Raw genomic sequence first — 21,676 nt, forward strand, 5'->3', positions numbered from 1 at the left:
TTGCGCACCTATGTCATCCCCACTCCAGGAATACCAGCGTTATTTTCCCGATTCTTTTGAACTGGAAACACAGCGGGTGCTGTTAAGGCTATTGCGCCCGGAAGATTTCGAGGCCCTTCTGCCATTGGCACAGTCCAAAGAAACCTGGCAATATTTTGTACAGGAACTCGACCAGCCAGCTGCCTTGCGTACCTGGATAGAGGATCTCTTGCGTGAGCGCGAACAGGTAAAACGTATGCCCTTTGTGATCATCGACAAAGACACGAAGGCCATTTGCGGCTGTACTAGCTTCCTCAATATCTCCTTTTTCGATAAGCGACTGGAAATAGGTTCCTCCTGGCTGGGGCCCGACTATATCGGAATGGGCGTCAACAAGCAGGCAAAATTTGCACTGCTGAGTTACGCTTTCGGTGTCATGAAGATGGAAAGGGTAGAGATCAAGACCGACAACCTCAACGAACGCGCCAAGGCCGCCCTGCTCAAAGTAGGGATGATACCGGAAGGCGTGTTGCGCAGCCATATGCAAATGCACCACGACCGACGTCGCGACACCATCTACTTCAGCCTGCTACGCGGTGAATGGCCCGAACGCGCGGCCAGTTTTTTCCCGGAAATGATGTACTAAAAACTGTGGATTACATATCCAGCTCAAGCTGGGAAGGTAGGCACTGGAAAGATTTGCGGTGGTAGGGACTCATGCCGTGTTCGCTGATCGCGTTGCGGTGTTGTAACGTCGCATAGCCCTTATTGGAGTTCCACTTATACTGCGGATAAGCAGTGTGCAGTTCCATCATATAATCATCCCGGTATGTCTTGGCCAGGATGCTGGCGGCAGCAATCGAAGCATAGATGCCGTCGCCCTTGATGATACATTCATGTTTGATGCTGGGGTATACCGTAAACCGGTTGCCGTCGATCAGCAACAGCTCAGGCGCCACTTTCAGTTGGGCGATCGCCAGGTGCATCGCTTTGAAGGAAGCTTTCAGGATATTGATGGTATCGATCTCTTCCTGGTGTACGATACCCACGGCACAGCTGATCGCTTCTTTTTCGATAATGGGGCGCAGCTCATACCGTTGCTCTTCCGTCACCTGTTTCGAGTCGTTGAGCAGCGGGTGGTAAAAATCCCTGGGCAGGATCACAGCCGCCGCAAATACAGCACCGGCCAGACAACCTCTTCCAGCTTCGTCACAACCCGCTTCGATGAATACATCCTGGTGAAATGGTTTGAGCAATGGATAAACTTTGGCCAAAAATACGGTAAGGAAAGTTTAGTTTACCCACATCTTAACAGAAAAGGTGATGCGGCACCTCAGAAACTAACTGTACCTTTCCGCACTTTTTTCAATATGGAGATTGCGGGCTACATAATTGCGGTATTGATCGGCCTTTCCCTGGGCCTGGTAGGAGGTGGAGGTTCCATCATTACAGTGCCGGTACTCGTATACCTGTTAAAGGTCGAGCCGGTGCTCGCCACCATGTATTCCCTGTTTGTGGTAGGTTGTTGCAGTATGATCGGCTCCGTCCGTGCTTACCGCAAAGACCTGGTCGATGTACCCGTCGTATTTGTGTTTGGCAGCGCCTCCATGCTCTCCGTGTTCATCGCCCGTCACCACCTGGTGCCGTTGTTGCCCAATCACTTTTTCACCATCGGTTCTTTTGAAGTGACCAAGCCTGTTTTCCTCATGTTGTTATTTGCCGTGCTGATGTTGCTGACCTCACTGTCCATGATCCGCAATGCACGCAGAGACCAGATGAGCATCGTGCCCAAGAGCCATGAAACACGCAAAATGCTACCGCTGTTTTTGCAGGGCGTCGGTGTAGGTATCGTCACGGGGTTATTGGGTGCCGGTGGCGGTTTCCTGATCATTCCCGCCTTGGTATTGTTTGGCAGATTGCCCATGAAAACAGCCGTGGGCTCATCGCTCACCATCATGACCTTCAGTTCCCTCTTCGGATTCTTCAGTACGATGGGACAATACACCATAGAGTGGCCGTTCCTGGTCAGCTTCACCGCCATTGCCGTAGCAGGTATCTTCATCGGCATGAAACTATCCGACCGCATATCGGGCGCGTCCCTGCGCAAAGGATTTGGCTGGTTTGTGTTTTCGCTCGCCATCCTGGTATTGGTACATGAGCTGGTCTTCCCTTCCAAATAAAAATCGCTGGGCCACCCCCGGTTTTGGTGACAGTCCCCATGACTTTGGGGATTGATTAGCGGCCATCGCCAATGCACATTTGCATAGACTTTAAAAGTAAGTTTATGCAAAACAAAGACGTCAACGTATCATCCCGCCGCGGCTTCCTGGGCACACTGGCAACAGGAGCAGCAGCCCTGGGTATCACCACCCTCGCTACGCCCTTCGCGGGCATGGCTGCCACCAACTTTTCACCGGAGGAACTCAGGAATGCCGATGCCTGGTTCAATAAGATCAAAGGCAAACACCGCATCGTGTTCGATGCCACACGCCCCCACGAGATCTATCCCTTCGCCTGGCCCCGTGTATTTCTGCTGACGAACGCTGCAACCGGTACTACTGAAAAAGATTGCAATGTCGTGGTCGTACTGCGACATGATGCCATCCCGTATGCCATGCAGGACAACCTTTGGACTAAATATAAATTTGGCGAGGTATTCAAAGCAGCCGACCCGGCTACGAAACAGCCTGCCACCCGCAACCCATTCTGGAATCCCAAACACGGCGATTTCAAAATACCAGGTTTCGGTCCGGTAGCCATTGGTATCAATGAGCTGCAGGATAGTGGCGTCATGTTCTGCGTATGCGATGCCGCCATGACCGTATACAGCAGTGCCATTGCTGCACAATTGAACAAAGATGCCGCAGAGGTGAAGAAAGAGTGGGTGGCCGGCCTGTTGCCCAATATCCAACCCATGCCCTCCGGTGTATGGGCCGTCAGCCGCGCTCAGGAACATGGCTGTACCTATTGCTTCGCAGGCTAAATCAATGCCGCAGCATGCCACGCACCATACAATGGGTAATACTGTTGATCAGCCTCATCGCTTTGACCGGCATTATCAATCTAAGTATACACGCAACCAGTACGCCTTCGGGAATGGCCGACACCCTCGCCAGGCCCGATTGGCCCTGGGAAGCGCCCGATACGGCCACCATACCACGAACACCCAATGGAGACCTGGTACGATATGGCCGCAACCTCATTGTACATACGGCCCGTTACCTGGGGCCGCAGGGCATTGTGCGGGCTATTTCCAATGGCATGAACTGCCAGAACTGTCACCTCGATGCAGGCACACGCCCCTGGGGCAATAACTACAGTGCCGTGGCCACTACCTATCCCCGTTTCCGGGATCGCAGTGGCACGATCGAAACGGTCGAGAAACGGGTCAATGATTGTTTACAACGCAGCCTCCATGGCCAGCCACTCGATAGCAATAGCCGCGAGCTGAAAGCGATGGTGGCTTACCTGATGTGGGTAGGCAGTAATGTGCCGGCCAAGCGGAAGCCTGTGGGCGCAGGCATCAGCAGCCTGCCTTATCCCAATCTGCCAGCTGATCCTGTAGCGGGTAAGGGCGTCTATAGCCGGTATTGTCAGCGTTGTCATGGCAAAGATGGGCAAGGCTTGCGCGACAGCACCGGTCCGGGCTACTTATATCCCCCGGTATGGGGCCCGCACAGTTTCAATACCGCTGCCGGCATCTACCGGTTGTCGAAGCTGGCTGGCTATGTACGCGATAATATGCCCTACGAGGAGGCCTATCACCATAAGCCGGTACTGACGGATGAAGAAGCGTGGCACGTAGCCGCTTATATCAATGCGCAACCGCGGCCGGAGAAAACTTTTCCCGGCGACTGGCCCCGCATCAGTACCAAGCCGGTCGATCATCCATTCGGTCCATTCAGTGATACCTTTTCGGCCCGGCAGCACAAATACGGCCCCTTTCAACCCATCGTCGATTACCGCGAAAAGAATAAACCCGCCCCCTGATCCGCCAAAACAACAATCCTGTACTACCTTTGCGGGCGCTATGGATACCAATACCCAACTCCCGGCGTCGGATGCAAAAGAACTGTCGGCCCATGATCACAAAGCCCGCCGTTATGTTTCTACCTGGATACTGATCGGTGTGTTTATGCTGCTGGTACAAGTAATACTCGGTGGCATCACCCGATTGACGGGATCGGGCTTATCCATCACAGAATGGAATGTAGTCACCGGCGCACTGCCGCCACTCGGCGAGCAACAATGGGTAGCAGAGTTTGGTAAATACCAGCAAACACCCCAATACCGCCTGCTCAATTCGGAATTCACACTTGCTGATTTTAAATTCATCTTTTTCTGGGAATGGTTTCACCGTTTCTGGGCAAGAATGATTGGCGTGGTATTCCTCGTTGGATTCGTCTACCTCATTGCAAAGAAATACCTTAAGAAGGAAATGCAGCAACCCTTGCTCTTCCTGTTCTTCTTTGGCGCCTTCCAGGGTGCCATTGGCTGGATCATGGTAGCCAGTGGACTCACAGGCGATGCGGTCTACGTAAAACCGACCCGCCTGGCCCTGCATTTTATTTTTGCCCTGGCCCTCATTTCCTATGCGTTTTGGTTTGCCCTGCAATTGCGGGTGCCTGCACGCAACCGGATCGTGGTACCCGCCCTGCGCAAATGGACCTGGTGGATCATCGGCCTCCTCTTTCTGCAACTCATCTTCGGTGCGCTCATGGCGGGGCATAAAGCAGCCCTTTCCGCACCCACCTGGCCCGATATCAATGGCGATATGGTACCCGCCAGCCTGTTTGCAGAAAAACCCTGGTTGTTGAACTTCTTCGAGAATAAGATCACCATACATTTTGTACACCGCGGACTGGCGTACCTGCTATTGGTATTGGTGATCGTCTATACCCTGAAAGCGTATAAAGTAACCACCACCAGTGATTCATTTCGTAAAGCGCGCCCGTATCCGCTCGTATTTGTATTGCTGCAGGTGGTATTGGGTATCGTTACGGTGTTGACCAGTCCTGGTATTGTGCCGCAACGCTGGGGTACTTTTGAATGGATGGCACAATTACACCAGGTGGTAGGTATGCTGCTGCTATTGAGTTTTGTCGCGATGTTGTACCTGATGCCCAAACGATTGACGGCCGGCGTATAATGAATCCGATAACTTTTCGTTTTTGATAGTAAATTGAGTACGAAAAGTATCCTTGCAGCATGAAACCTTTTTTACGCGGATTATATTGTTCCTTCCCGATACAGCTTTTCCTGCTGCATTTTAAGAAATTCCAGGTACTGCTGATCTTCTGGTACGTGTTGTTCAGTACTGCCAATGGAACGTTCATGAAGAGTTTCGGGGCCGATTCACTCTACCTGGCGCCTGAATACCTGGGTAAGGTGAATGCCATCGCAGGTGCATTTGTAGGCGTGGCGATCGGCATTTTCATCATGAGCTGGAACATTACCACCTTTATCCTGTTCAGCCGCCACTTTCGTTTTCTCGCTACCACTTCCAACCCATTTCTCAAATACTGTATCAACAACGGCATCATTCCTTTGCTCTTCCTGGTATTTTACCTTACCAAGGTGATTGAATTTGCCGGGGCCAAAGAACTGATGAGCACCACCGATATATGCTTGCTGGTGGCCGGCTTCCTGGGCGGCCTTATACTCATCATAGCCATCTCTTTCTTTTACTTTTTCCGGGCCGACCGCTCCATCATACGCAGACTAACCCCCGTCATCAGCAACCCGCAATTGTTCAAAGCACAGTTTCGCCGGGGCGAGGACAAGCTCACACAAAGCCGCCTGGTAAAAGTACACTGGTACCTCAACTCGTTGTTTACCCTGCGCAAAGTGCGGGATGTATCACACTACAGCCGAGAGTTTGTAGAAACGGTGTTTAACCGCCACCACTTTGCCGCCGTATTGTCCATCTTCGTAGCTTTTATATTCCTGATACTACTGGGCTTTTGCCTCGACGATCCTTTATTTCAGCTGCCGGCTGCCTCGGGCATCACCCTGTTTTTTGCCATCCTGATCGCCGTATCGGGCGCATTTACCTATTTTCTGCAAAGCTGGAGTATACCCGTGCTGGTACTGCTGTTTTTTGTGTTGAATGTACTTTACCAAAAAGGCATCATCGATCCCAGCAACAAAGCCTACGGGCTGAACTATGTCAACAAGCAGGACCGGCCGCCTTATACCCGCGAACGCCTCTTCGAAATGTGTGCCCCGGATAAGATGCAGCGCGATAAAGACAGCCTCATCGCCATCCTAGAGCGTTGGAAGTCCCGTCAACAAACGCGTAAGCCGATCATGTTCGTGATCAACACCAGCGGCGGTGGTAACAGGAGCGCCACCTTTACCATGAACATCCTGCAGCACCTCGATAGCCTGAGCGATGGTCAGTTGATGAATCGCACCGCATTCATCACCGGCGCTTCCGGTGGCATGTTGGGCGCTGCCTATTTTCGGGAGCTGACGCGTGAACGCAACCAGGGGAAGCCTATAAGGTTACAGGATAGCCGCTATGTCGACGACATTTCAGGCGATCTGCTCAATGCCTTGTTCACTTCCTTTGTAGCGCGCGACCTGGCTTCACCCGCTCAGAAGTTCAAGGTGAATGGTTATGAGTACGTCAAAGACAGAGGGTACGCTTTCGAACAAAAGTTGAATGCCAACACACACGGCCTCCTGGACAAGCAATTGAAGGACCTGGAAGAAGATGAACGCCAGGCGCGAACGCCCCTCATGTTGTTCAGTTCCGTGATCACACAGGATAGCCGTAAAATGCTCATCAGCACCCAGCCTATGAGCTTTCTAATGAAGCCCGTATACGATACGAATAAACTGCGGGAGATAGAACCCGATGCCGTCGACTTCCAATCGATGTTTGCCGGCCAGGGAGCCATGAACCTCCGGTTGTTGACAGCCCTACGCATGAATGCCACCTTCCCGTATGTGTTGCCCAATGTATGGTTGCCCTCCCAACCGGTTATCGATGTAATGGACGCGGGATTAAGGGATAACTATGGCCTCGAAACCACCATCCGCTTCCTTCAGGTATTTCAGAAATGGATCAAGGAAAACACCAGCGGCGTGGTATTGCTGCAGATACGGGATAGAAAGATTGCAGGCTGGGAACCCTTCGAGCAGGAAAACATTACGGAGATCGCCACTAAACCCATGCTGTTGTTGCAATACAACTGGTTCAAGATGCAGGAATACGCGCAAACAGAACTGATGTGTCTATCGCAGGAGATCTTTGGTCAGCAATTCTATAAACTGTCCTTCCAATACCTGCCCAAACAGGAGGATGCACGGGCAGCACTCAATTTCCACCTCACCAAAAGCGAAAAGGTGGATATACGCGATGCCATCTATACCCCCAATAATCAACAGGGCTTTGAGTTTTTCAAAACCTTACTGCTGCCGCGTACCAATCCGCCGGCACGGTAAAAGCGTAGGTAAGCTGGCTTCCAATGCCTCGGCTGTAGCTGTACACTGCCCGTCACTTAACCACACTCAGGTACCGTGGATCAGCGAAAAGAATTGGGGAAGTACCTTAATGTGCAATTGTTTGGGAGTTTCTCTGGGTTCACCATCGATGTGCATAGGGGCCTGTCCTACATTGGAGATGATGAGCTCTTCGGTTTGAAAATAGATCACGGGCGAGTTGAGCGAATTTTCAATGCGCTTCAGTTTACCAGCCAATACCTGCTTCATTACCGTCAACAACAATAAGGGTTTGGCAATCTTTTTCACGATCACGACATCGAGCAGTCCGTCAGACAGGATGGCTTGTGGCGCAATCGTAAAGTTGTTGCCAAACTGGTTGCTGTTGGCAACGCTGACAAAAAAAGCCTCTGTAGTAAAAGTCAGCTTATTGGCTTCGATCTTGAACAGATAAGATCCTGCCGAGAAGAAGTTGCGGGTCGTAAGAGAAGCGTAGGTCGCCAGACCACGCTTGGGCTGCTGGGCAAACTCATGCGCTACCTGCGCGTCGAAACCCAAGCCACACAACATGCAGGCAAATTGGCGATTGACCATAAAGGCATCTGTCATTCTCGCCTCACCGGTAAACACTACGTCCAGCGCTTTGTCACTCGATTTAGGTATACCGGCTGCCAGGGCAAGTCCATTGCCCGAACCCATCGGCACGATGCCAAACCGCACATCCAGGTCGGCCAGCGCATGTACCACCTGGTTAACAGACCCGTCGCCGCCGCAGATCACGATATCGGTAATGCCTTCTGCCATCACCTTTTTACGGACAGCATAGTACTTTCCGGCAATATCCGTATCCATGATCTCGAAAGGAATTTCAGCAGCCATGGTACGCTTGATGATCGTATTTTTGAGGCTGTCTTTGCCTTTCGTGCCGGATATCGGGTTAATGAGATATATGAGCTTTCTTGACATGCGGGGCAAAAGTCCAATAAATAAGGCAAATCTAAAAGCACAAACTAAAGACTTAATATTGACGGCCTTCCTGATTGTCTACATAGATCCTGAATAGATATTCGCGGTCTTTTTGCTGTCCGAAGGATTCGTTTAGAGTACCAGTTAGCATAGCCAGCAACACTGCCATATTCAAAATTCCTTTCATTGGAGATAACCTTTCTGTTGTAAATAAGTTGGGCGGATAACAATTAAATGCCACAGGTCTACCACACTCCACACCAACAATCCTTTCCCTTCGTCTGTATGGCAGCTTGTTCATCAAATGGTTAGAATAGGCATATCCCTCCAGGCGGTTTGTGGCATGAGATTTTCAATAGTACCCCAAAAGAACAATTATGTCGGTCAATACCCACATAGCCCCTGATGTAGACAGCCTTTGCTGTGAAATTGTAAGGCGATCTTACGATGCATTCAACGACCGCGACGTAGAAGCAGCGCTTGGTTGCATGGATCCCGATGTCGACTGGCCCAATGGGTTGGAAGGCGGATACTTATATGGACACAAGGCCGTGCACGATTACTGGGTGCGGCAATGGCATATGATCGATCCACATGTGGAACCCATCAGCTACAGCAATGATGCAGAAGGTAATATCGTAGTAGACGTTCAACTGTCGGTATACGACCTCGAAGGCAATGTGATAGTCGAAGAAAAACTGCAGCATGTATACCTCGTCATGCAGGGGTTGATCAAGCGCATGGAAATACGAAAAATGGCCCCTGCCATCAATACACCCGCCGAAACCATTCACGAGAATAGCGAAGTATCCTTCTTGGAGCGCGTGGGTACGGCTGGTGGTGAAAGAATAGCTGCTATGGCCGCTGCAGATACGGCAACAGCAGTCAATGCCACGGTTGCGCGGAACGCCGCCGCTACCCTGGGTGGTCCTGCCGGCATGGAAAGCCGGGTAGAACCTGCTGCATAAAGAAAAATTAATTTACCACTTCAATAGCGCGCTGGCCCAGGTAAAACCACTGCCAAAGGCTGCCAGGCATACCAGGTCACCTTCCTGGATCTTTCCATTCTGCCACGCTTCACAAAGCGCCAGCGGAACAGATGCCGCCGTGGTATTGCCATACTTTTGAATGTTGTTGTACACCTGGTCTTCCGAAAGACCCAGCTTCTGTTGTACGAATTGGGCGATACGTAAATTGGCCTGGTGGGGAATGAGTAGTTTGAGATCTGCGGGTGTACATCCATTCGCATCCAGTGCCTCCATGATGACCTCGGGGAATTTTACCACGGCCTTTTTGAAAACCGAAGGGCCATCCATAAACGGAAAGTTCTGGGCTTTATCGATCATCTCATGGCTCATGAACATCTGTCCAATCTCGGCCTCGTCGAAGGCGGCCAGTGATTGCTCCATCCAGTGATTGGCATGCGTGCCGGGATTGTACATAGCGAGTATTTCAGCGCTTTCGCCATCACTATGCAGGTGCGTACTGAGAATGCCCTGGTTATCGCTGGTAGTAGGTTGCAATACCACAGCGCCGGCCCCATCACCGAAGATCACGCTCACATTGCGCCCGCGGGTACTGAAGTCGAGCCCGAAGGAATGTTTTTCGCTGCCGATCACGAGTACGTTCTTGTACATGCCGCCCCGGATGAACTGGTCAGCTACACTGAGGGCATACACAAAGCCGCTGCATTGGTTGCGTACATCCAGTGCACCGATCTCTTTCATCTTCATGGCTCTTTGAACCAATACCCCACAGCCGGGAAAATAGTAGTCCGGGCTAAGGGTGGCAAATACGATGAAGTCGATATCCTGTGGCGTAATGCCAGCCCGTTCGATGGCTATTTTGGCTGCCTCCACGCCCATGGTCGTCGTCGTTTCCTCCGTACGGTGGGCATAGCGTCGTTCTTTGATGCCTGTCCGCTCCTGGATCCAGGCATCGCTGGTTTCCATATATTTCGTGAGGTCCTGGTTGGTTACTACTTGTTCGGGTACATACATGCCGATGCCGGCAATCCGTGAACGTGTCATATGCAAGGCATTTTAGCTGAACAAGTTAATGAAAAAGGGCATTGCGGATGAAATGAAACGGTTGCAAACTGAACTAAATTAACAGGATTTAACAGGTGCTGTACCCGACCTGGTGCGAAGAGGTGATAGCTGTCAGGTATTTACGGCGCTGCTAAAGGGTAGCTATCCCGTGTTTAGAGTAAACCAAGAGTAAACCGAGAGTAAACCTGGAGTAAAGCGAGAGTAAACCGAGAGTGGGCGGAAGCCGGCAGGAAGTAAGGAAAATGCCTGTTCCTGGTCAGTTTTTTGAAAAGGAAACTACCGAATCGACCGCCAGTCGCAGACCGGGGCAGAAGACAGGTAACAAGCTGAAGATGTGGACATAACATTCAGGTAAAGATACATTGCCGCAGGGCCCTTTTCCGTCAATAGGACCGGATAAATCTTCGCAACCACGTAGCGTCCCACTACGGACGGGTTACTGCCGCAATATGCAAAACATCCTGCATAAAACCGGCTATCTCACGCTCCACACCAGGCACATCCTTCGACTTGATCCAGGAACCAATAACGTGGTTACCGGTCAGGGGCATCGCCACAGATCTTTTGGCGGTGGCCGCCGTTCCCAGCTCGTCAAACATCTGTAGCGCTGCATCCACCTTCACCACGCTGTCCTGGTGCACCTTGTCCTTGAAATAGTACAGCAGCAGCGTAGGCTGTTTCACCCGGTTAAAGGTGTTCTTGTCCATGGTCGTTTCCAACAACTCTTCGAGATTGATCGCGGCTTCCAGCCGATACGGACTGCTCCAGTATTGTTTGTAGATAGCGCGTTTGTCTGCCGATTCCATGTACTTGCTGCCGGTAACCAATCTGGCAATCTGTAGCCCCCAGGGATTGTTCAGCAGCCACGCATTGGGATCATTGATGGCAATATTGGGCGATAGCAGCACCAGGGCATGAATATCCGGGTACTCCGCAGCCAGCTTAAGGGCCAGGGTGCCGCCGGTCGAGGTGCCGACCAGGATGACTTTCTCCCCCAATTGCTCGCCAATAGCAAGCGCCTGTTTGGCACTCTCCCAATACTTATCGGAGGTAAGGTTGACCAGTGGCTCCGACGTATCGATGCCATGCTCGGCCAGCCGAGACAGGTATAGATTGCAGCCAAACCGGCGGGCAATATCCTTATGCACCGGATCGCCTTCTCCCTGCGAAGCGGAGAAACCATGCAGGTATACCAGCGAATAGGGCGTTTTGCCGCGGGTAGAATCATTGGCCCAGATGATACGGGCCTCATTGTCGGGTTTTACCTTGTGCGCAGCCTCCCCCGTAGCCACAAATTGGGGGAGAGAATCCAGTGAGGAAGGAACAGCAGGCATAGCGGCCAGGTACAAGGGGTCGGCGGGTTTGGGACCCATCAGGTAAACGATCACAAGGACCAGCAAAGTAATAAGCCACCATTTCTTCTTAAGCATGTGGTAAATTTGTACGTTAAATTAAGGCAAAAACAAAGGACCCCGTAAATTATCAATATATGAATTCCGATACAGGTAAGATCATTATACTCATCGGGTTGGGTGTCGTTGTGGTGGGTGTGCTGATCTACTTCTTCCACGATAAGTTGCACTGGATCGGACGCCTTCCGGGCGATATCCGGGTAGAAAAAGAAAACGTACGGTTCTACTTCCCGATCACAACGATGATCCTGGTAAGCCTGATTGTTAGCGGGATACTGGCCCTCATCAGGAAGTTTTTCTAGCCCCCGGAAACGCCTGCTAGGTATAACTGATTAACAAAATAATAAGTTTGGTTAAATCTTTGTCCCAGCCACCGATTTGGCGTACTTTTGCGCCTCTTTTGCCCGTTGAAAACCTGTATAGAAGCTAATCGCTTGCTTGTCAGTGAGTCAACTTATTAATAAGTTAATTATGGAAATCAGAAACATAGCGATTATCGCCCACGTTGACCACGGTAAAACTACCCTGGTAGACAAGATCTTACACGCCACCAAGGTGTTCCGTGACAACCAGGATACTGGAGAACTGATCATGGATAACAATGACCTGGAACGCGAAAGAGGTATTACCATCTTCAGTAAGAACGCCTCCGTTACTTACAAGGATGTTAAGATCAATGTGATCGATACCCCTGGTCACGCCGACTTCGGCGGTGAGGTAGAGCGGGTATTGAAAATGGCCGATGGCGTATGCTTACTGGTAGACGCCTTCGAAGGTCCCATGCCTCAAACTCGTTTCGTACTCCAAAAGGCACTTCAGCTCAACCTGAAGCCGATTGTGATCATCAATAAAGTAGATAAGCCCAACTGCCGTCCCGATGAAGTGCACGACGCTGTATTTGAGCTTTTCTTCAACCTCGATGCTACCGAAGAACAACTCGACTTCCCCACCTTCTACGGTTCGGGCAAGAACGGTTGGTTCAACGACAGCCTCACACAGATCGACAACATCGATCCCCTGCTCGACGGTATCCTCAAGCACGTACCACCACCCAAGGTGAACGAAGGACCACTGCAGATGCAGATCACATCCCTCGACTACTCTTCTTTCCTGGGCCGTATCGCCGTAGGTAAAGTAAGCCGTGGTGTCATCAAGGAAAACCAGCCGATTGCCCTGATGCAAACCGGTGGTACCGTGAAGAAATCACGTGTAAAGGAACTGTACGTATTCGAAGGCATGGGTAAGAAACGTGTAAGCGAAGTAGTAGCCGGTGACCTTTGCGCTGTGGTAGGTATCGAAGATTTCGGTATCGGTGATACCATCGCCGACGCAGAAAACCCAGAAGCACTGCCCATTATCAGCGTAGACGAGCCAACCATGAACATGCTCTTCTCGATCAATAACTCACCTTTCTATGGCCGCGATGGTAAGTTCGTAACCAGCCGTCACCTCCGCGATCGCCTGATGAAAGAAACAGAGAAGAACCTCGCCCTCCGCGTGAAAGAAGCAGAAGGTGGTGGTGATAGCTTCCTGGTATACGGTCGTGGTATCCTCCACCTCGGTATCCTCATCGAAACCATGCGCCGCGAAGGCTATGAGCTCACCGTAGGTCAGCCTCAGGTAATCGTAAAAGAGATCGATGGTGTGAAATCTGAGCCATACGAAAACCTGGTAGTAGATGTACCCCAGGAATTCGCCTCCAAAGTAATCGACCTCGTTACCCGTCGTAAAGGCGAAATGCAGATCATGGAAACAAAAGGTGAAATGCAACACCTGGAATTCGAAATTCCTTCACGTGGTCTGATCGGTCTGCGTACGCAAATGCTGACCGCTACAACCGGTGAAGCAGTAATGGCACACCGTTTCATCGACTACAAGCCCTGGAAAGGTCATATTCCCGGCCGTAACAACGGTGTATTGATCTCCAAGATCGCTGAAAGAACAACCGCTTACTCCATCGATAAGCTGCAAGACAGGGGAACCTTCTTTGTAGATCCAGGTGAAGAAGTATATGCTGGTCAGGTAGTAGCTGAGAACATCAAGCCCGGTGACCTGGTTGTAAACGTAACGGAAGCCAAGAAGCTCACGAACCACCGTGCAAGCGGAAGTGATGATGCCACCCGCATCGCCCCCAAAACCTTGCTGACGCTGGAAGAATGTATGGAGTATATCCAACAGGACGAATGTATCGAGGTGACGCCCAACTTCATCCGAATGCGTAAAGTGATCCTGGACGAAAATGAGCGTAACAAAGTGTCCAAGCAAATGAAAACAGAAGCTGTTTAATAATCAGCTCAGTGTATACCGAAAGGGGTTATCCGCCAGGATAGCCCCTTTTTTATTGGCGGTACTTTGATTTGGAAAAAGAAGGTAGTATATTGGTTGTCGTTAAAATCCACCCATGAATAAACAGATCCAGACCATCGCGGTCATCCTGTCACTACTCTCCACCGGCTTGATGATCTACATGAATGCAAGCTCTTATGCCCGCTTTTTCAGCAATTTTTCAGATTACTTCTCTTTAAGGAATATGATAGGCTTACTGCCGCAGCTGTTGATGATGATGTTGGTATTGTTCGAGTTGGTGCTGGGAGTGATGGCCCTCGCCACCACCGGTCCCAGGCAAGACTGGGCGTATAAGATACTGCGTTACCTGACCGTAATGATCTTCATCATGTACCTGCCGATTACGTTCTTTGTGTTCATGGCCAATTCATCTGCTTTTGCCATGGCATCCACTTCTACGATGATCATGCTCTATGCAAGCCGTATACTGACACTGGCTGCTGTAGTGCTCTTCCTGATGGCCAGGCCCCAAAGCCAGCCGCCGGCGATTGACCTGGCCGAGTATGAACTGGTCTCTTATACCTCGACGGGGCATCGTTTTGTGCACTACCTGGTCGATACGATATTTGTGCTGCCGGTATTCCTGACCACCTACGCCCTGATCGTACAGTTTTATTCCGAGCATTTCTTACTCATGCAGCTGGTTTTCCTGCTCTGCTATTTTATGTATTCCTTTTTGTCTGAATGGATATTTGGTCAAACCCTGGGCAAGATGATGACCCGTTCCTGTGTTGCCGGCATCGGTTATAAACCCACAGCAGGCCGGATCCTGATCCGCAGCTTTGGCCGCTGGATCCCCTTCGATCCCCTGTCTTTTTTAATGGGGCGCAACTGGCACGATACCACCACCAGTACAACGGTAGTGTATGTCGATAGCTGGGAGAAAGCTTTTAACGAAGCGGATCATGACCGCGAAGATTGGTTGACTGCCTGATAAATCGTTGATGATACTGCCTGATCGGTGGCGGGGAAACCACTCACTGATCAGGCCTGTTTGATGCCCATCGATACAATGACCCGTGTACCGGCAGGCTCGCCCTCGTCGTCTGTTAGATCCTTGACCTCGGCCTGTATCTGCGCGTGGTAGATCTCATTGATGATCTGGATACGCTCGTCGGTTAATTTGATGCCCTGTTTCTGCAAAGTATTGATGCGACCGGTACGCGATTGAATCGACGCTGCCCGCCCGATGCCATTGTCTTCGATGCTCATACAAAGGCGGTCCTTGTTAAGCCAGTAATGCAGGTACAGCTCGCCCCGTTCTCCTTCTTTAGACATCAATCCGTGCCAGATAGCATTTTCTACAAAAGGTTGTAACAACAGCGGCGGAACCATCAGGCTGCCCCGGTTGATCTCATCACTGACATTGATGATCACATCGAACCTGTTGTTGAAGCGGAGCTGCTCCAGCTCGATGTACAATTCCAGTGACTTGATCTCCTGCTCAAGCGACACCCATTCCGATTGCGCGCTGTCGAAGATCAGGCGGATCAATTTGGAAAATTTGGTCAGGTAGCCCGATGCCTTCATCGACTCGTTGCGGAGAATGAAATTACCGATGGAGTTTAGACTATTGAAAACGAAATGCGGGTTCATTTGAAGCCTTAACACAGCAAGCCGGTTCTCGGCGATCTTGCGGTTGTTTTCGTGCAGGCGAATGGTAGTTGCCCGGTAAGCCTCCTCTACCTGGTACCGCACGATCTTATTGGCACATAGGGAAGCGATGGTATTGAGAATGAAGAGGTGCTTGGACTGAAAGAAATTGGGCTCATGGTGCTCTGCATCGATAATGCCCAAAACCTTACCCTGGTAGATGATCGGTACCGTGATCTCGGAATAACGCATATCATCGTCTACGATATAGCGGGGATCGGTAGTTGTATCGCCAATCATTTCGGGAATGCCGCTGACGGCTACGCTACCCACAATACCCTTGCCGAGCGGTATCTCTATCGGTTCGTAGATCTCGTAGTCTTTGGGATTTTTAGGGCCGTAAGCTGCTTTTTGCACCAGTACTTTACGGTCTTCATCGACCAGGTAAATAACACAATCCTCAAAATTCAGGTGAGAGATGCAGTTCTTGGTGACGTCCCAGAGGATCTCGTCGATGGTGTTCTTGCCAAAAAGGGAGGTGGCGAAATAGTTGATGGTCCTTTCAATTTCGAGATCATCGGATTGATTGGATTTGTGTTGCCGCACAAGTCGCCAGACCAGGTACAATATGATGGCGACAAGAATAGCTATTATCAGATAATTAGTTGTCAAAGTTGCTTGGATTTTAACAGGTGCCTTAAACCGTATCCCAAAATAGCGCACAAAAAGAGATAATACAGGCCCATTTGAGTAATTGGTCGATTTTGCCTTGTGGTCTATCTATTTAACCCAGTAAAGCGACAAGAATTGCCCAGCGTCTGACAGTCAATGTATAATGACTTGGTATTTTACACCGTTTACTCATAAAACCTGCCGCATACGCAGTCGCCGTTGGGCGTCCCTCTTTTGTTTGCTAGTTTTACTTGACCAAGACCTGTCTTATTAAGAATAATTCGAAAATGTTACTGCCGAGGCTACTAATAGCAAGCTTTATCCTCTTAGGGTTTACCTGCACCGTTACCGGGCAGGAGATCAGCTTTTCCCGCCTTAGCACGGCCCAGGGTCTTACGGGCAACAATGGCCAGTCTGTCGTACTGGACAAAAATGGCTTTCTCTGGATAGGCACTAACGATGGCCTCAATGTATTTGACGGCTATACGGTCACCAACTTTGTAAAAGACAAGTATCCGGAAATGCCTTCCGATGTGGTATTGCACCTGATGAATGACCGGCAAAACCGCACCTGGCTGGGCACCTATTCAGGAGCTGCCTGGGTGGATGAGAACAGGCGCTTTCACCGGGTAACGATACGCGATACGGTCACCCGTTTCCGCTGCCCTTCTATTTTCGAGACAGCCAGCTATGGGGTGGTACTGCACGCCGGTAAAGGGCAATACTACTTCGATAGCACCGCCGGCAAATGGAAGCAACTGGAGTGGTTGCCCGATCTCATCGGCAAAGGTGGGTTTGTCGATGCAGAGCCAGTCAAAGCCGACCAGGTGATCTTCATCACCGACTCGGTAGTCAGTATACTCGATTATAAGACCAGGAAGCTGGTTTTCAGACAGGTATTTGAAATCCCACTGAGTGCTTGCCGGGCAACGGACACGTCCATTGCCGTGGGCCTGAAAAAAGGCAAGGTCATGCTGGTCAACATCAGTAATGGCCGGCATATCGCCACCTATCAGCTCGTGAACCAATTGGGGGGTAAAACGATTAATGCCAACCTGACGGAAGTGCGCCGTGCCGCTAATGGCGACTTGCTGGTGGCCACTGATTTTGCCGGTCTCACCATTATCGATGCCAAAGGGCATATAACATCACATATACACGATCCGCTCAACCCCAGCTCTATCTCGGGTAATAATATCTATAGGGCCTATGCCGGTAAGAACGGGGAGATCATCGTAGGTACCAAGTCTGCCGGCATCAATATGGCCAATGTGTACAACAGGCCGGCTGCCTTCACGAGGATATTCAGTGATGAAAAAGGCAACCTGTATGACAATTATATCACGAAGATCGTAGAGGCAGCACCAGAGGTGTTTTGGGTAGGGGGCAACGATCGCCTCATCAAATGGAACAGGCGTACCAATCGTTCCGAGTTTTATCATTACTACGTTACGACGCCCGATGGAACAAGACCATTGGAGATACGGGCCATGGCCAAAGACCGGGCTGGCAAGCTATGGTTATCGGCAGCTGGCGACGGGCTTTGCCTGTTTGACCAGCAAAAGGGACAGTTTAAAAAGATCAGTTTCCCGCACGATACCGATCAGGTTATCCGTTCGCCCTATATATACGATTTGCATACCGTGGCCGATGGGACGATATGGGTGGGTACAGCACGTGGAGCATATGTACTGAACCCGGTAACAGGGCAGGCTACTGCTTTTGCACAACACGCTGTATTGAAAGAGTTGATGGGTAAGATGATCATCGCATTGTTCCAGGATCGCGAACAGCGAATATGGATAGGCACCCATGGAAATGGTATCTACAGTTATGACGGCCGCACCAACCAGTTGAGCCACCTGACTACGAAAGAAGGCTTGCCAGGAGATATTATCTACGGGTTTACCCAGGATAACAGTGGAGCTTTATATGCTGGCACAGCCCATGGATTTGTGATCATTCCGGAAAAAGGGGCTTTGCAGATCTACAACCGGCGCAATGGCCTTAGTTACGAACGATGCGAGTCATTATTGAAAGACAGCAGCGGAAGTATCTGGATTACCAACAGCAAATCATTGGTCCGATTCGATCCGGTGAAGCGCCAGATCACTCATTTTGAACAAAATTCCGGACTCAGTATCGATGGGTTTATTAGCAATGCAGCCATCAGAACGACCAATGGCGAACTGTTATTGGGTACCGAAAAAGGGATCAACGCTTTTTATCCCGATCGGCTGGTGATTACCCCTTCCTTGCTGCAGGTCAGTGTATATGCGATCGACACCAACGACTCGCTGCAATACTTCGGCAGCAATGCTCGTTTTTCATTGCCTTACAACCACAATGACATAACCTTTCATTTCACAGCCGTTCACCTCAATGGCTCGCGCAATATCGAGTACCAGTATATGTTGAAGGGCTACGACCGGGAATGGCATGCGGGCACAGATATACGGGAGGCGCGTTATCCCTCATTACCCGCTGGTCAATACAGTTTCCAGCTGCGGGCCAGTATAGACCGGGTAAAGTGGACCAACGCCAACAATGAGATATCGATTACGATCGTGCCACCGATATGGCAACGCTGGTGGTTCATCACGGCTGCCGTCATAGCATTGGCATTGATCATGTATACCTTGTATCGCTGGCGACTGAAGCAGGTGCGGGAGAAGGAAATGATGCGTTCTGAATACAACCAACGGATTGCAGAAATAGAAATGAAGGCGCTGCGTGCCCAGATGAACCCGCACTTCATCTTCAACTGCCTGAACTCCATCAACCGGTATATCGTAAAAAGCGATCATGCTACAGCATCACTATACCTCACCCGGTTTTCTAAACTCATACGGCTGATCCTGGATAATTCAAACAGCAAGAATGTGCTGCTCGCGAACGAACTGGAAGCATTGCGGATCTATATGGAGATGGAGTCGCTTCGATTCAATAACAAGTTCACGTACGAGATTCTGGTCGATGAGGATGTGGTGCCAGAGATTATGGAAGTACCGCCATTGATCATTCAGCCCTACGTGGAGAATGCCATATGGCATGGTTTGCTGCACAAAGAAACGGCTGGCCATTTGATCATACACCTGAGCCTGGTGGCAGACAATATGCTGCAATGTGTCGTCGAAGACAATGGAGTAGGCCGCGAGCGGGCCATGGAGTTTAAAAGCAAATCGGCTACGACGAAGAAGTCATTGGGCATGAAGCTGACGGAAGACAGGATAGCGATCCTGAATAAACATACCGCTACCAACGCCAGCATTACCATCGTAGACCTGCACGGTGAACAGGGGACTGCCAGTGGAACCAAAGTAATATTGAAAATGCCCGTATAGGTCCTGAACAAACAACTTGCTTAATTTCAAAATAGACGATTATGATCAACTGTGTTATTGTGGACGATGAGCAGAACTGCATCGAGATGCTGGAGTGGTTACTGAAGACCTACTGCCCGCAGGTTACGATTAGCGAGATGTGTCTTTCTGCGGAGGAAGGGTTGAAGGCGATTCGCCAGCATCAGCCCGATGTGGTGTTCCTCGACATTGAAATGCCGCGCATGAATGGCTTTGATATGCTGGAGCAGTTTGATAAGCTGGAGTTTGATGTGGTGTTCACGACAGCCTACGACAAGTTTGCCATCAAGGCTTTTCGCTATAGCGCATTGAACTATCTCCTGAAGCCCATCGATCCGGATGACTTGAAAGAAACTATAAGAAGACTGGAAGAGAAGAAATCTATTCCAACGCGCGAACAAATAGAATTGCTGCTACAGCATGTCAAGAACATCAGCAAGAATACAGTGCCACGTATTGCCTTGACGACAAACGATGGAATGATATTCGTATCGACACAGGATATTGTATACTGTGAAGCAGAAAGTAATTACACCAATATCGTACTGTCGGGTGGTAAGAAGGTCATGGTATCAAAGGTGCTGAAGGATATCGATGAAGCACTGTCGGGCCCCGACTTCTTCCGCATTCACAACTCTTTCCTCATCAACATCAACCACATCAAGAAGTTTGTACGAGGTGAAGGAGGATATGTTGTCATGGATGATAACGCGATCATTAGTATATCTCGCTCACGCAGGCAGGAGTTTATGGAGTTGTTCTCGAAGTTTTGATACGATATACCACTAACCGGGTATATCATGTGGTAGTGTTATAAAATCCATAAAAGCAAGTCCTGTATTTTAACATTATTTTTTAAGCAGCAGTAACTACTGTCATAATGTTGGTAAAACCACGTGACACAACTGTTCGCTTTCGATACAGCCTATCTGTGTTGAATAAATTATCTGCTTGAGAATCAGATTGATAATTTTATCGTCGGCTGTAATGCCCAACCCCACTGGCTTTCACTGCTTGATTGCATTTTAATAGAACAATCACTCAATTCATTCAAAGAACACTACCGTTCACTCAAAGATCACTTGCACAGGAAAAAATCCTTGCTAACTTTGCGGCGCAATCTGGTACAAGAGCTACGATTTCTACAGCAGTGTGATGCAATTGTTAAGGAAATGGTAAGCTAAAAAAAAGAGAGATCAGGTTGTAACATTTGAAAACAAACGGCGTCTTATAAAGTGTGATGCATGAGCAACAAAGCAGCACTTAAGAAATAAATAGCCATAAAAACAAAAAAACATTCAAAATGAAAAAGAGTATTTTAACCTGGGTACTGTTGTTAACAGTAGGTCTTACAAGCACTTTCGCTAACATCAAAGAAAACGTCAACGAACAAGTTATCTCCGCATTTAAGAAAGATTTCGGTACTGCTCAGGATGTAAGCTGGGAAAAGACCAAAGAGATCTCTAAGGCAACTTTCAAACTCAATGATCAGGTAATGTTCGCTTATTACGCAGAAGGTGGTAACCTGCTGGCTGTGATCAGGAACATTGTTTCAACCCAGCTGCCTATCAATCTGCTGAGCGACCTGAAGAAGAATTACAACGGTTACTGGATCAGCGACCTGTTTGAAATGGCTTCTGACGACACGACCTCTTATTATGTTACCCTCGAGAATGGTGACCAGAGCATCGTCCTGAAGTCTTCCGGTCTGAGTTCCTGGGAAACCTTCAAGAAAGACAAGAAATAACAACATCGTAATTGTGCAACTACATAAGGCCCCGCCAATTGGCGGGGTTTTTCTTTGCCACATTGGCACTTGTCCGGTTACTGAAATGCGTGTACTTTT

At 49.8% G+C, this 21,676-nt stretch carries 19 protein-coding genes; 13 read left to right on the forward strand and 6 right to left on the reverse strand.

Going from position 1 to position 21,676, the window contains the following annotated elements; translation table 11 throughout:
• Nucleotides 1-10 precede the first annotated feature (10 nt).
• On the forward strand, nt 11-625 hold the full coding sequence (locus P2W70_RS01550; RefSeq protein ID WP_276479658.1) for a GNAT family N-acetyltransferase: 615 nt from the start codon (nt 11-13) through the stop codon (nt 623-625).
• A 10-nt stretch (nt 626-635) separates the two neighbouring features.
• Here P2W70_RS01550 and P2W70_RS01555 read toward each other — a convergent pair whose 3' ends face one another.
• Nucleotides 636-1,253: a ribonuclease HII gene (locus P2W70_RS01555; protein WP_276479659.1), complete on the reverse strand. Its 618-nt coding sequence runs from the start codon at nt 1,251-1,253 to the stop codon at nt 636-638.
• Between the two features lie 96 nt (nt 1,254-1,349).
• Here P2W70_RS01555 and P2W70_RS01560 point away from each other — a divergent pair, with 96 nt between their 5' ends.
• The 5 genes from P2W70_RS01560 to P2W70_RS01580 all read left to right on the forward strand — a co-directional run bounded on the left by P2W70_RS01560 (nt 1,350) and on the right by P2W70_RS01580 (nt 7,431).
• A complete protein-coding gene (locus P2W70_RS01560) occupies nt 1,350-2,159 on the forward strand; it encodes a sulfite exporter TauE/SafE family protein (RefSeq protein WP_276479660.1) in 810 nt (269 codons plus the stop codon).
• Between the two features lie 104 nt (nt 2,160-2,263).
• Nucleotides 2,264-2,962 carry a twin-arginine translocation signal domain-containing protein gene (locus P2W70_RS01565; RefSeq protein WP_276479661.1) on the forward strand — a complete coding sequence of 233 codons (699 nt, stop codon included), beginning with the start codon at nt 2,264-2,266 and terminating at the stop codon, nt 2,960-2,962.
• Nucleotides 2,963-2,976: 14 nt separating this feature from the next.
• Nucleotides 2,977-3,969 carry a c-type cytochrome gene (locus P2W70_RS01570; protein WP_276479662.1) on the forward strand — a complete coding sequence of 331 codons (993 nt, stop codon included), beginning with the start codon at nt 2,977-2,979 and terminating at the stop codon, nt 3,967-3,969.
• A 40-nt stretch (nt 3,970-4,009) separates the two neighbouring features.
• Complete coding sequence (locus P2W70_RS01575; protein ID WP_276479663.1) at nt 4,010-5,128, forward strand: COX15/CtaA family protein; 1,119 nt, start codon at nt 4,010-4,012, stop codon at nt 5,126-5,128.
• Nucleotides 5,129-5,187: 59 nt separating this feature from the next.
• Complete coding sequence (locus P2W70_RS01580; RefSeq protein ID WP_276479664.1) at nt 5,188-7,431, forward strand: hypothetical protein; 2,244 nt, start codon at nt 5,188-5,190, stop codon at nt 7,429-7,431.
• A 66-nt stretch (nt 7,432-7,497) separates the two neighbouring features.
• Here the strand turns inward: P2W70_RS01580 and P2W70_RS01585 are convergent, their stop codons facing one another.
• Together P2W70_RS01585 and P2W70_RS01590 are read right to left on the reverse strand one after the other, a co-directional pair.
• Nucleotides 7,498-8,394 carry a diacylglycerol/lipid kinase family protein gene (locus P2W70_RS01585; protein WP_276479665.1) on the reverse strand — a complete coding sequence of 299 codons (897 nt, stop codon included), beginning with the start codon at nt 8,392-8,394 and terminating at the stop codon, nt 7,498-7,500.
• 52 nt (nt 8,395-8,446) lie between these two features.
• Nucleotides 8,447-8,581 (reverse strand): hypothetical protein, encoded by a 135-nt coding sequence (locus P2W70_RS01590; RefSeq protein ID WP_276479666.1) that lies wholly within the window; start codon nt 8,579-8,581, stop codon nt 8,447-8,449.
• Nucleotides 8,582-8,771: 190 nt separating this feature from the next.
• On the opposite strand from P2W70_RS01590, the gene P2W70_RS01595 reads away from it, so the two are divergent.
• Nucleotides 8,772-9,362 carry a nuclear transport factor 2 family protein gene (locus tag P2W70_RS01595; RefSeq protein WP_276479667.1) on the forward strand — a complete coding sequence of 197 codons (591 nt, stop codon included), beginning with the start codon at nt 8,772-8,774 and terminating at the stop codon, nt 9,360-9,362.
• A gap of 12 nt (nt 9,363-9,374) precedes the next feature.
• Here the strand turns inward: P2W70_RS01595 and P2W70_RS01600 are convergent, their stop codons facing one another.
• Both P2W70_RS01600 and P2W70_RS01605 read right to left on the reverse strand, forming a co-directional pair.
• The gene (locus P2W70_RS01600; protein WP_276479668.1) at nt 9,375-10,424 is read right to left on the reverse strand and encodes a 3-oxoacyl-ACP synthase III family protein; all 1,050 of its coding nucleotides are present in this window, start codon (nt 10,422-10,424) and stop codon (nt 9,375-9,377) included.
• 446 nt (nt 10,425-10,870) lie between these two features.
• Nucleotides 10,871-11,875, reverse strand: a complete 1,005-nt coding sequence (locus tag P2W70_RS01605; RefSeq protein WP_276479669.1) for an alpha/beta hydrolase — start codon at nt 11,873-11,875, stop codon at nt 10,871-10,873.
• 59 nt (nt 11,876-11,934) lie between these two features.
• Between P2W70_RS01605 and P2W70_RS01610 the strand changes: the two genes are divergently transcribed.
• From P2W70_RS01610 to P2W70_RS01620, 3 genes are all read left to right on the forward strand, one after another.
• Complete coding sequence (locus P2W70_RS01610; RefSeq protein WP_276479670.1) at nt 11,935-12,159, forward strand: DUF2905 domain-containing protein; 225 nt, start codon at nt 11,935-11,937, stop codon at nt 12,157-12,159.
• A 169-nt stretch (nt 12,160-12,328) separates the two neighbouring features.
• Nucleotides 12,329-14,143, forward strand: a complete 1,815-nt coding sequence (gene typA, locus P2W70_RS01615) for a translational GTPase TypA (RefSeq protein WP_276479671.1) — start codon at nt 12,329-12,331, stop codon at nt 14,141-14,143.
• A 115-nt stretch (nt 14,144-14,258) separates the two neighbouring features.
• The gene (locus tag P2W70_RS01620; protein ID WP_276479672.1) at nt 14,259-15,137 is read left to right on the forward strand and encodes an RDD family protein; all 879 of its coding nucleotides are present in this window, start codon (nt 14,259-14,261) and stop codon (nt 15,135-15,137) included.
• Nucleotides 15,138-15,187: 50 nt separating this feature from the next.
• Here the strand turns inward: P2W70_RS01620 and P2W70_RS01625 are convergent, their stop codons facing one another.
• Nucleotides 15,188-16,468, reverse strand: coding sequence for a histidine kinase (locus P2W70_RS01625; protein WP_276479673.1), 1,281 nt, complete (start codon nt 16,466-16,468; stop codon nt 15,188-15,190).
• A 287-nt stretch (nt 16,469-16,755) separates the two neighbouring features.
• Here P2W70_RS01625 and P2W70_RS01630 point away from each other — a divergent pair, with 287 nt between their 5' ends.
• The 3 genes from P2W70_RS01630 (at nt 16,756) to P2W70_RS01640 (ending at nt 21,577) form a co-directional block, all read left to right on the forward strand.
• The gene (locus P2W70_RS01630) at nt 16,756-19,812 is read left to right on the forward strand and encodes a ligand-binding sensor domain-containing protein (protein ID WP_276479674.1); all 3,057 of its coding nucleotides are present in this window, start codon (nt 16,756-16,758) and stop codon (nt 19,810-19,812) included.
• A gap of 41 nt (nt 19,813-19,853) precedes the next feature.
• Nucleotides 19,854-20,603, forward strand: a complete 750-nt coding sequence (locus P2W70_RS01635; protein WP_276479675.1) for a LytR/AlgR family response regulator transcription factor — start codon at nt 19,854-19,856, stop codon at nt 20,601-20,603.
• Between the two features lie 530 nt (nt 20,604-21,133).
• The gene (locus P2W70_RS01640) at nt 21,134-21,577 is read left to right on the forward strand and encodes a hypothetical protein (RefSeq protein ID WP_276479676.1); all 444 of its coding nucleotides are present in this window, start codon (nt 21,134-21,136) and stop codon (nt 21,575-21,577) included.
• Nucleotides 21,578-21,676 lie beyond the last annotated feature (99 nt).

Origin of the sequence: Paraflavitalea pollutisoli, from assembly GCF_029360705.1 — a bacterium.
Taxonomy (GTDB): domain Bacteria; phylum Bacteroidota; class Bacteroidia; order Chitinophagales; family Chitinophagaceae; genus Paraflavitalea; species Paraflavitalea pollutisoli.

What these genes read in the sequence shown, in the direction of transcription:
- P2W70_RS01550 (WP_276479658.1), top strand. Translation starts at nt 11, where the DNA reads ATGTCATCCCCACTCCAGGAATACCAGCGTTATTTTCCCGATTCTTTT.
- P2W70_RS01560 (WP_276479660.1), top strand. Translation starts at nt 1,350, where the DNA reads ATGGAGATTGCGGGCTACATAATTGCGGTATTGATCGGCCTTTCCCTG.
- P2W70_RS01565 (WP_276479661.1), top strand. Translation starts at nt 2,264, where the DNA reads ATGCAAAACAAAGACGTCAACGTATCATCCCGCCGCGGCTTCCTGGGC.
- P2W70_RS01570 (WP_276479662.1), top strand. Translation starts at nt 2,977, where the DNA reads ATGCCACGCACCATACAATGGGTAATACTGTTGATCAGCCTCATCGCT.
- P2W70_RS01575 (WP_276479663.1), top strand. Translation starts at nt 4,010, where the DNA reads ATGGATACCAATACCCAACTCCCGGCGTCGGATGCAAAAGAACTGTCG.
- P2W70_RS01580 (WP_276479664.1), top strand. Translation starts at nt 5,188, where the DNA reads ATGAAACCTTTTTTACGCGGATTATATTGTTCCTTCCCGATACAGCTT.
- P2W70_RS01585 (WP_276479665.1), bottom strand. Translation starts at nt 8,394, where the DNA reads ATGTCAAGAAAGCTCATATATCTCATTAACCCGATATCCGGCACGAAA.
- P2W70_RS01590 (WP_276479666.1), bottom strand. Translation starts at nt 8,581, where the DNA reads ATGAAAGGAATTTTGAATATGGCAGTGTTGCTGGCTATGCTAACTGGT.
- P2W70_RS01595 (WP_276479667.1), top strand. Translation starts at nt 8,772, where the DNA reads ATGTCGGTCAATACCCACATAGCCCCTGATGTAGACAGCCTTTGCTGT.
- P2W70_RS01600 (WP_276479668.1), bottom strand. Translation starts at nt 10,424, where the DNA reads ATGACACGTTCACGGATTGCCGGCATCGGCATGTATGTACCCGAACAA.
- P2W70_RS01605 (WP_276479669.1), bottom strand. Translation starts at nt 11,875, where the DNA reads ATGCTTAAGAAGAAATGGTGGCTTATTACTTTGCTGGTCCTTGTGATC.
- P2W70_RS01610 (WP_276479670.1), top strand. Translation starts at nt 11,935, where the DNA reads ATGAATTCCGATACAGGTAAGATCATTATACTCATCGGGTTGGGTGTC.
- typA (WP_276479671.1), top strand. Translation starts at nt 12,329, where the DNA reads ATGGAAATCAGAAACATAGCGATTATCGCCCACGTTGACCACGGTAAA.
- P2W70_RS01620 (WP_276479672.1), top strand. Translation starts at nt 14,259, where the DNA reads ATGAATAAACAGATCCAGACCATCGCGGTCATCCTGTCACTACTCTCC.
- P2W70_RS01630 (WP_276479674.1), top strand. Translation starts at nt 16,756, where the DNA reads ATGTTACTGCCGAGGCTACTAATAGCAAGCTTTATCCTCTTAGGGTTT.
- P2W70_RS01635 (WP_276479675.1), top strand. Translation starts at nt 19,854, where the DNA reads ATGATCAACTGTGTTATTGTGGACGATGAGCAGAACTGCATCGAGATG.
- P2W70_RS01640 (WP_276479676.1), top strand. Translation starts at nt 21,134, where the DNA reads ATGAAAAAGAGTATTTTAACCTGGGTACTGTTGTTAACAGTAGGTCTT.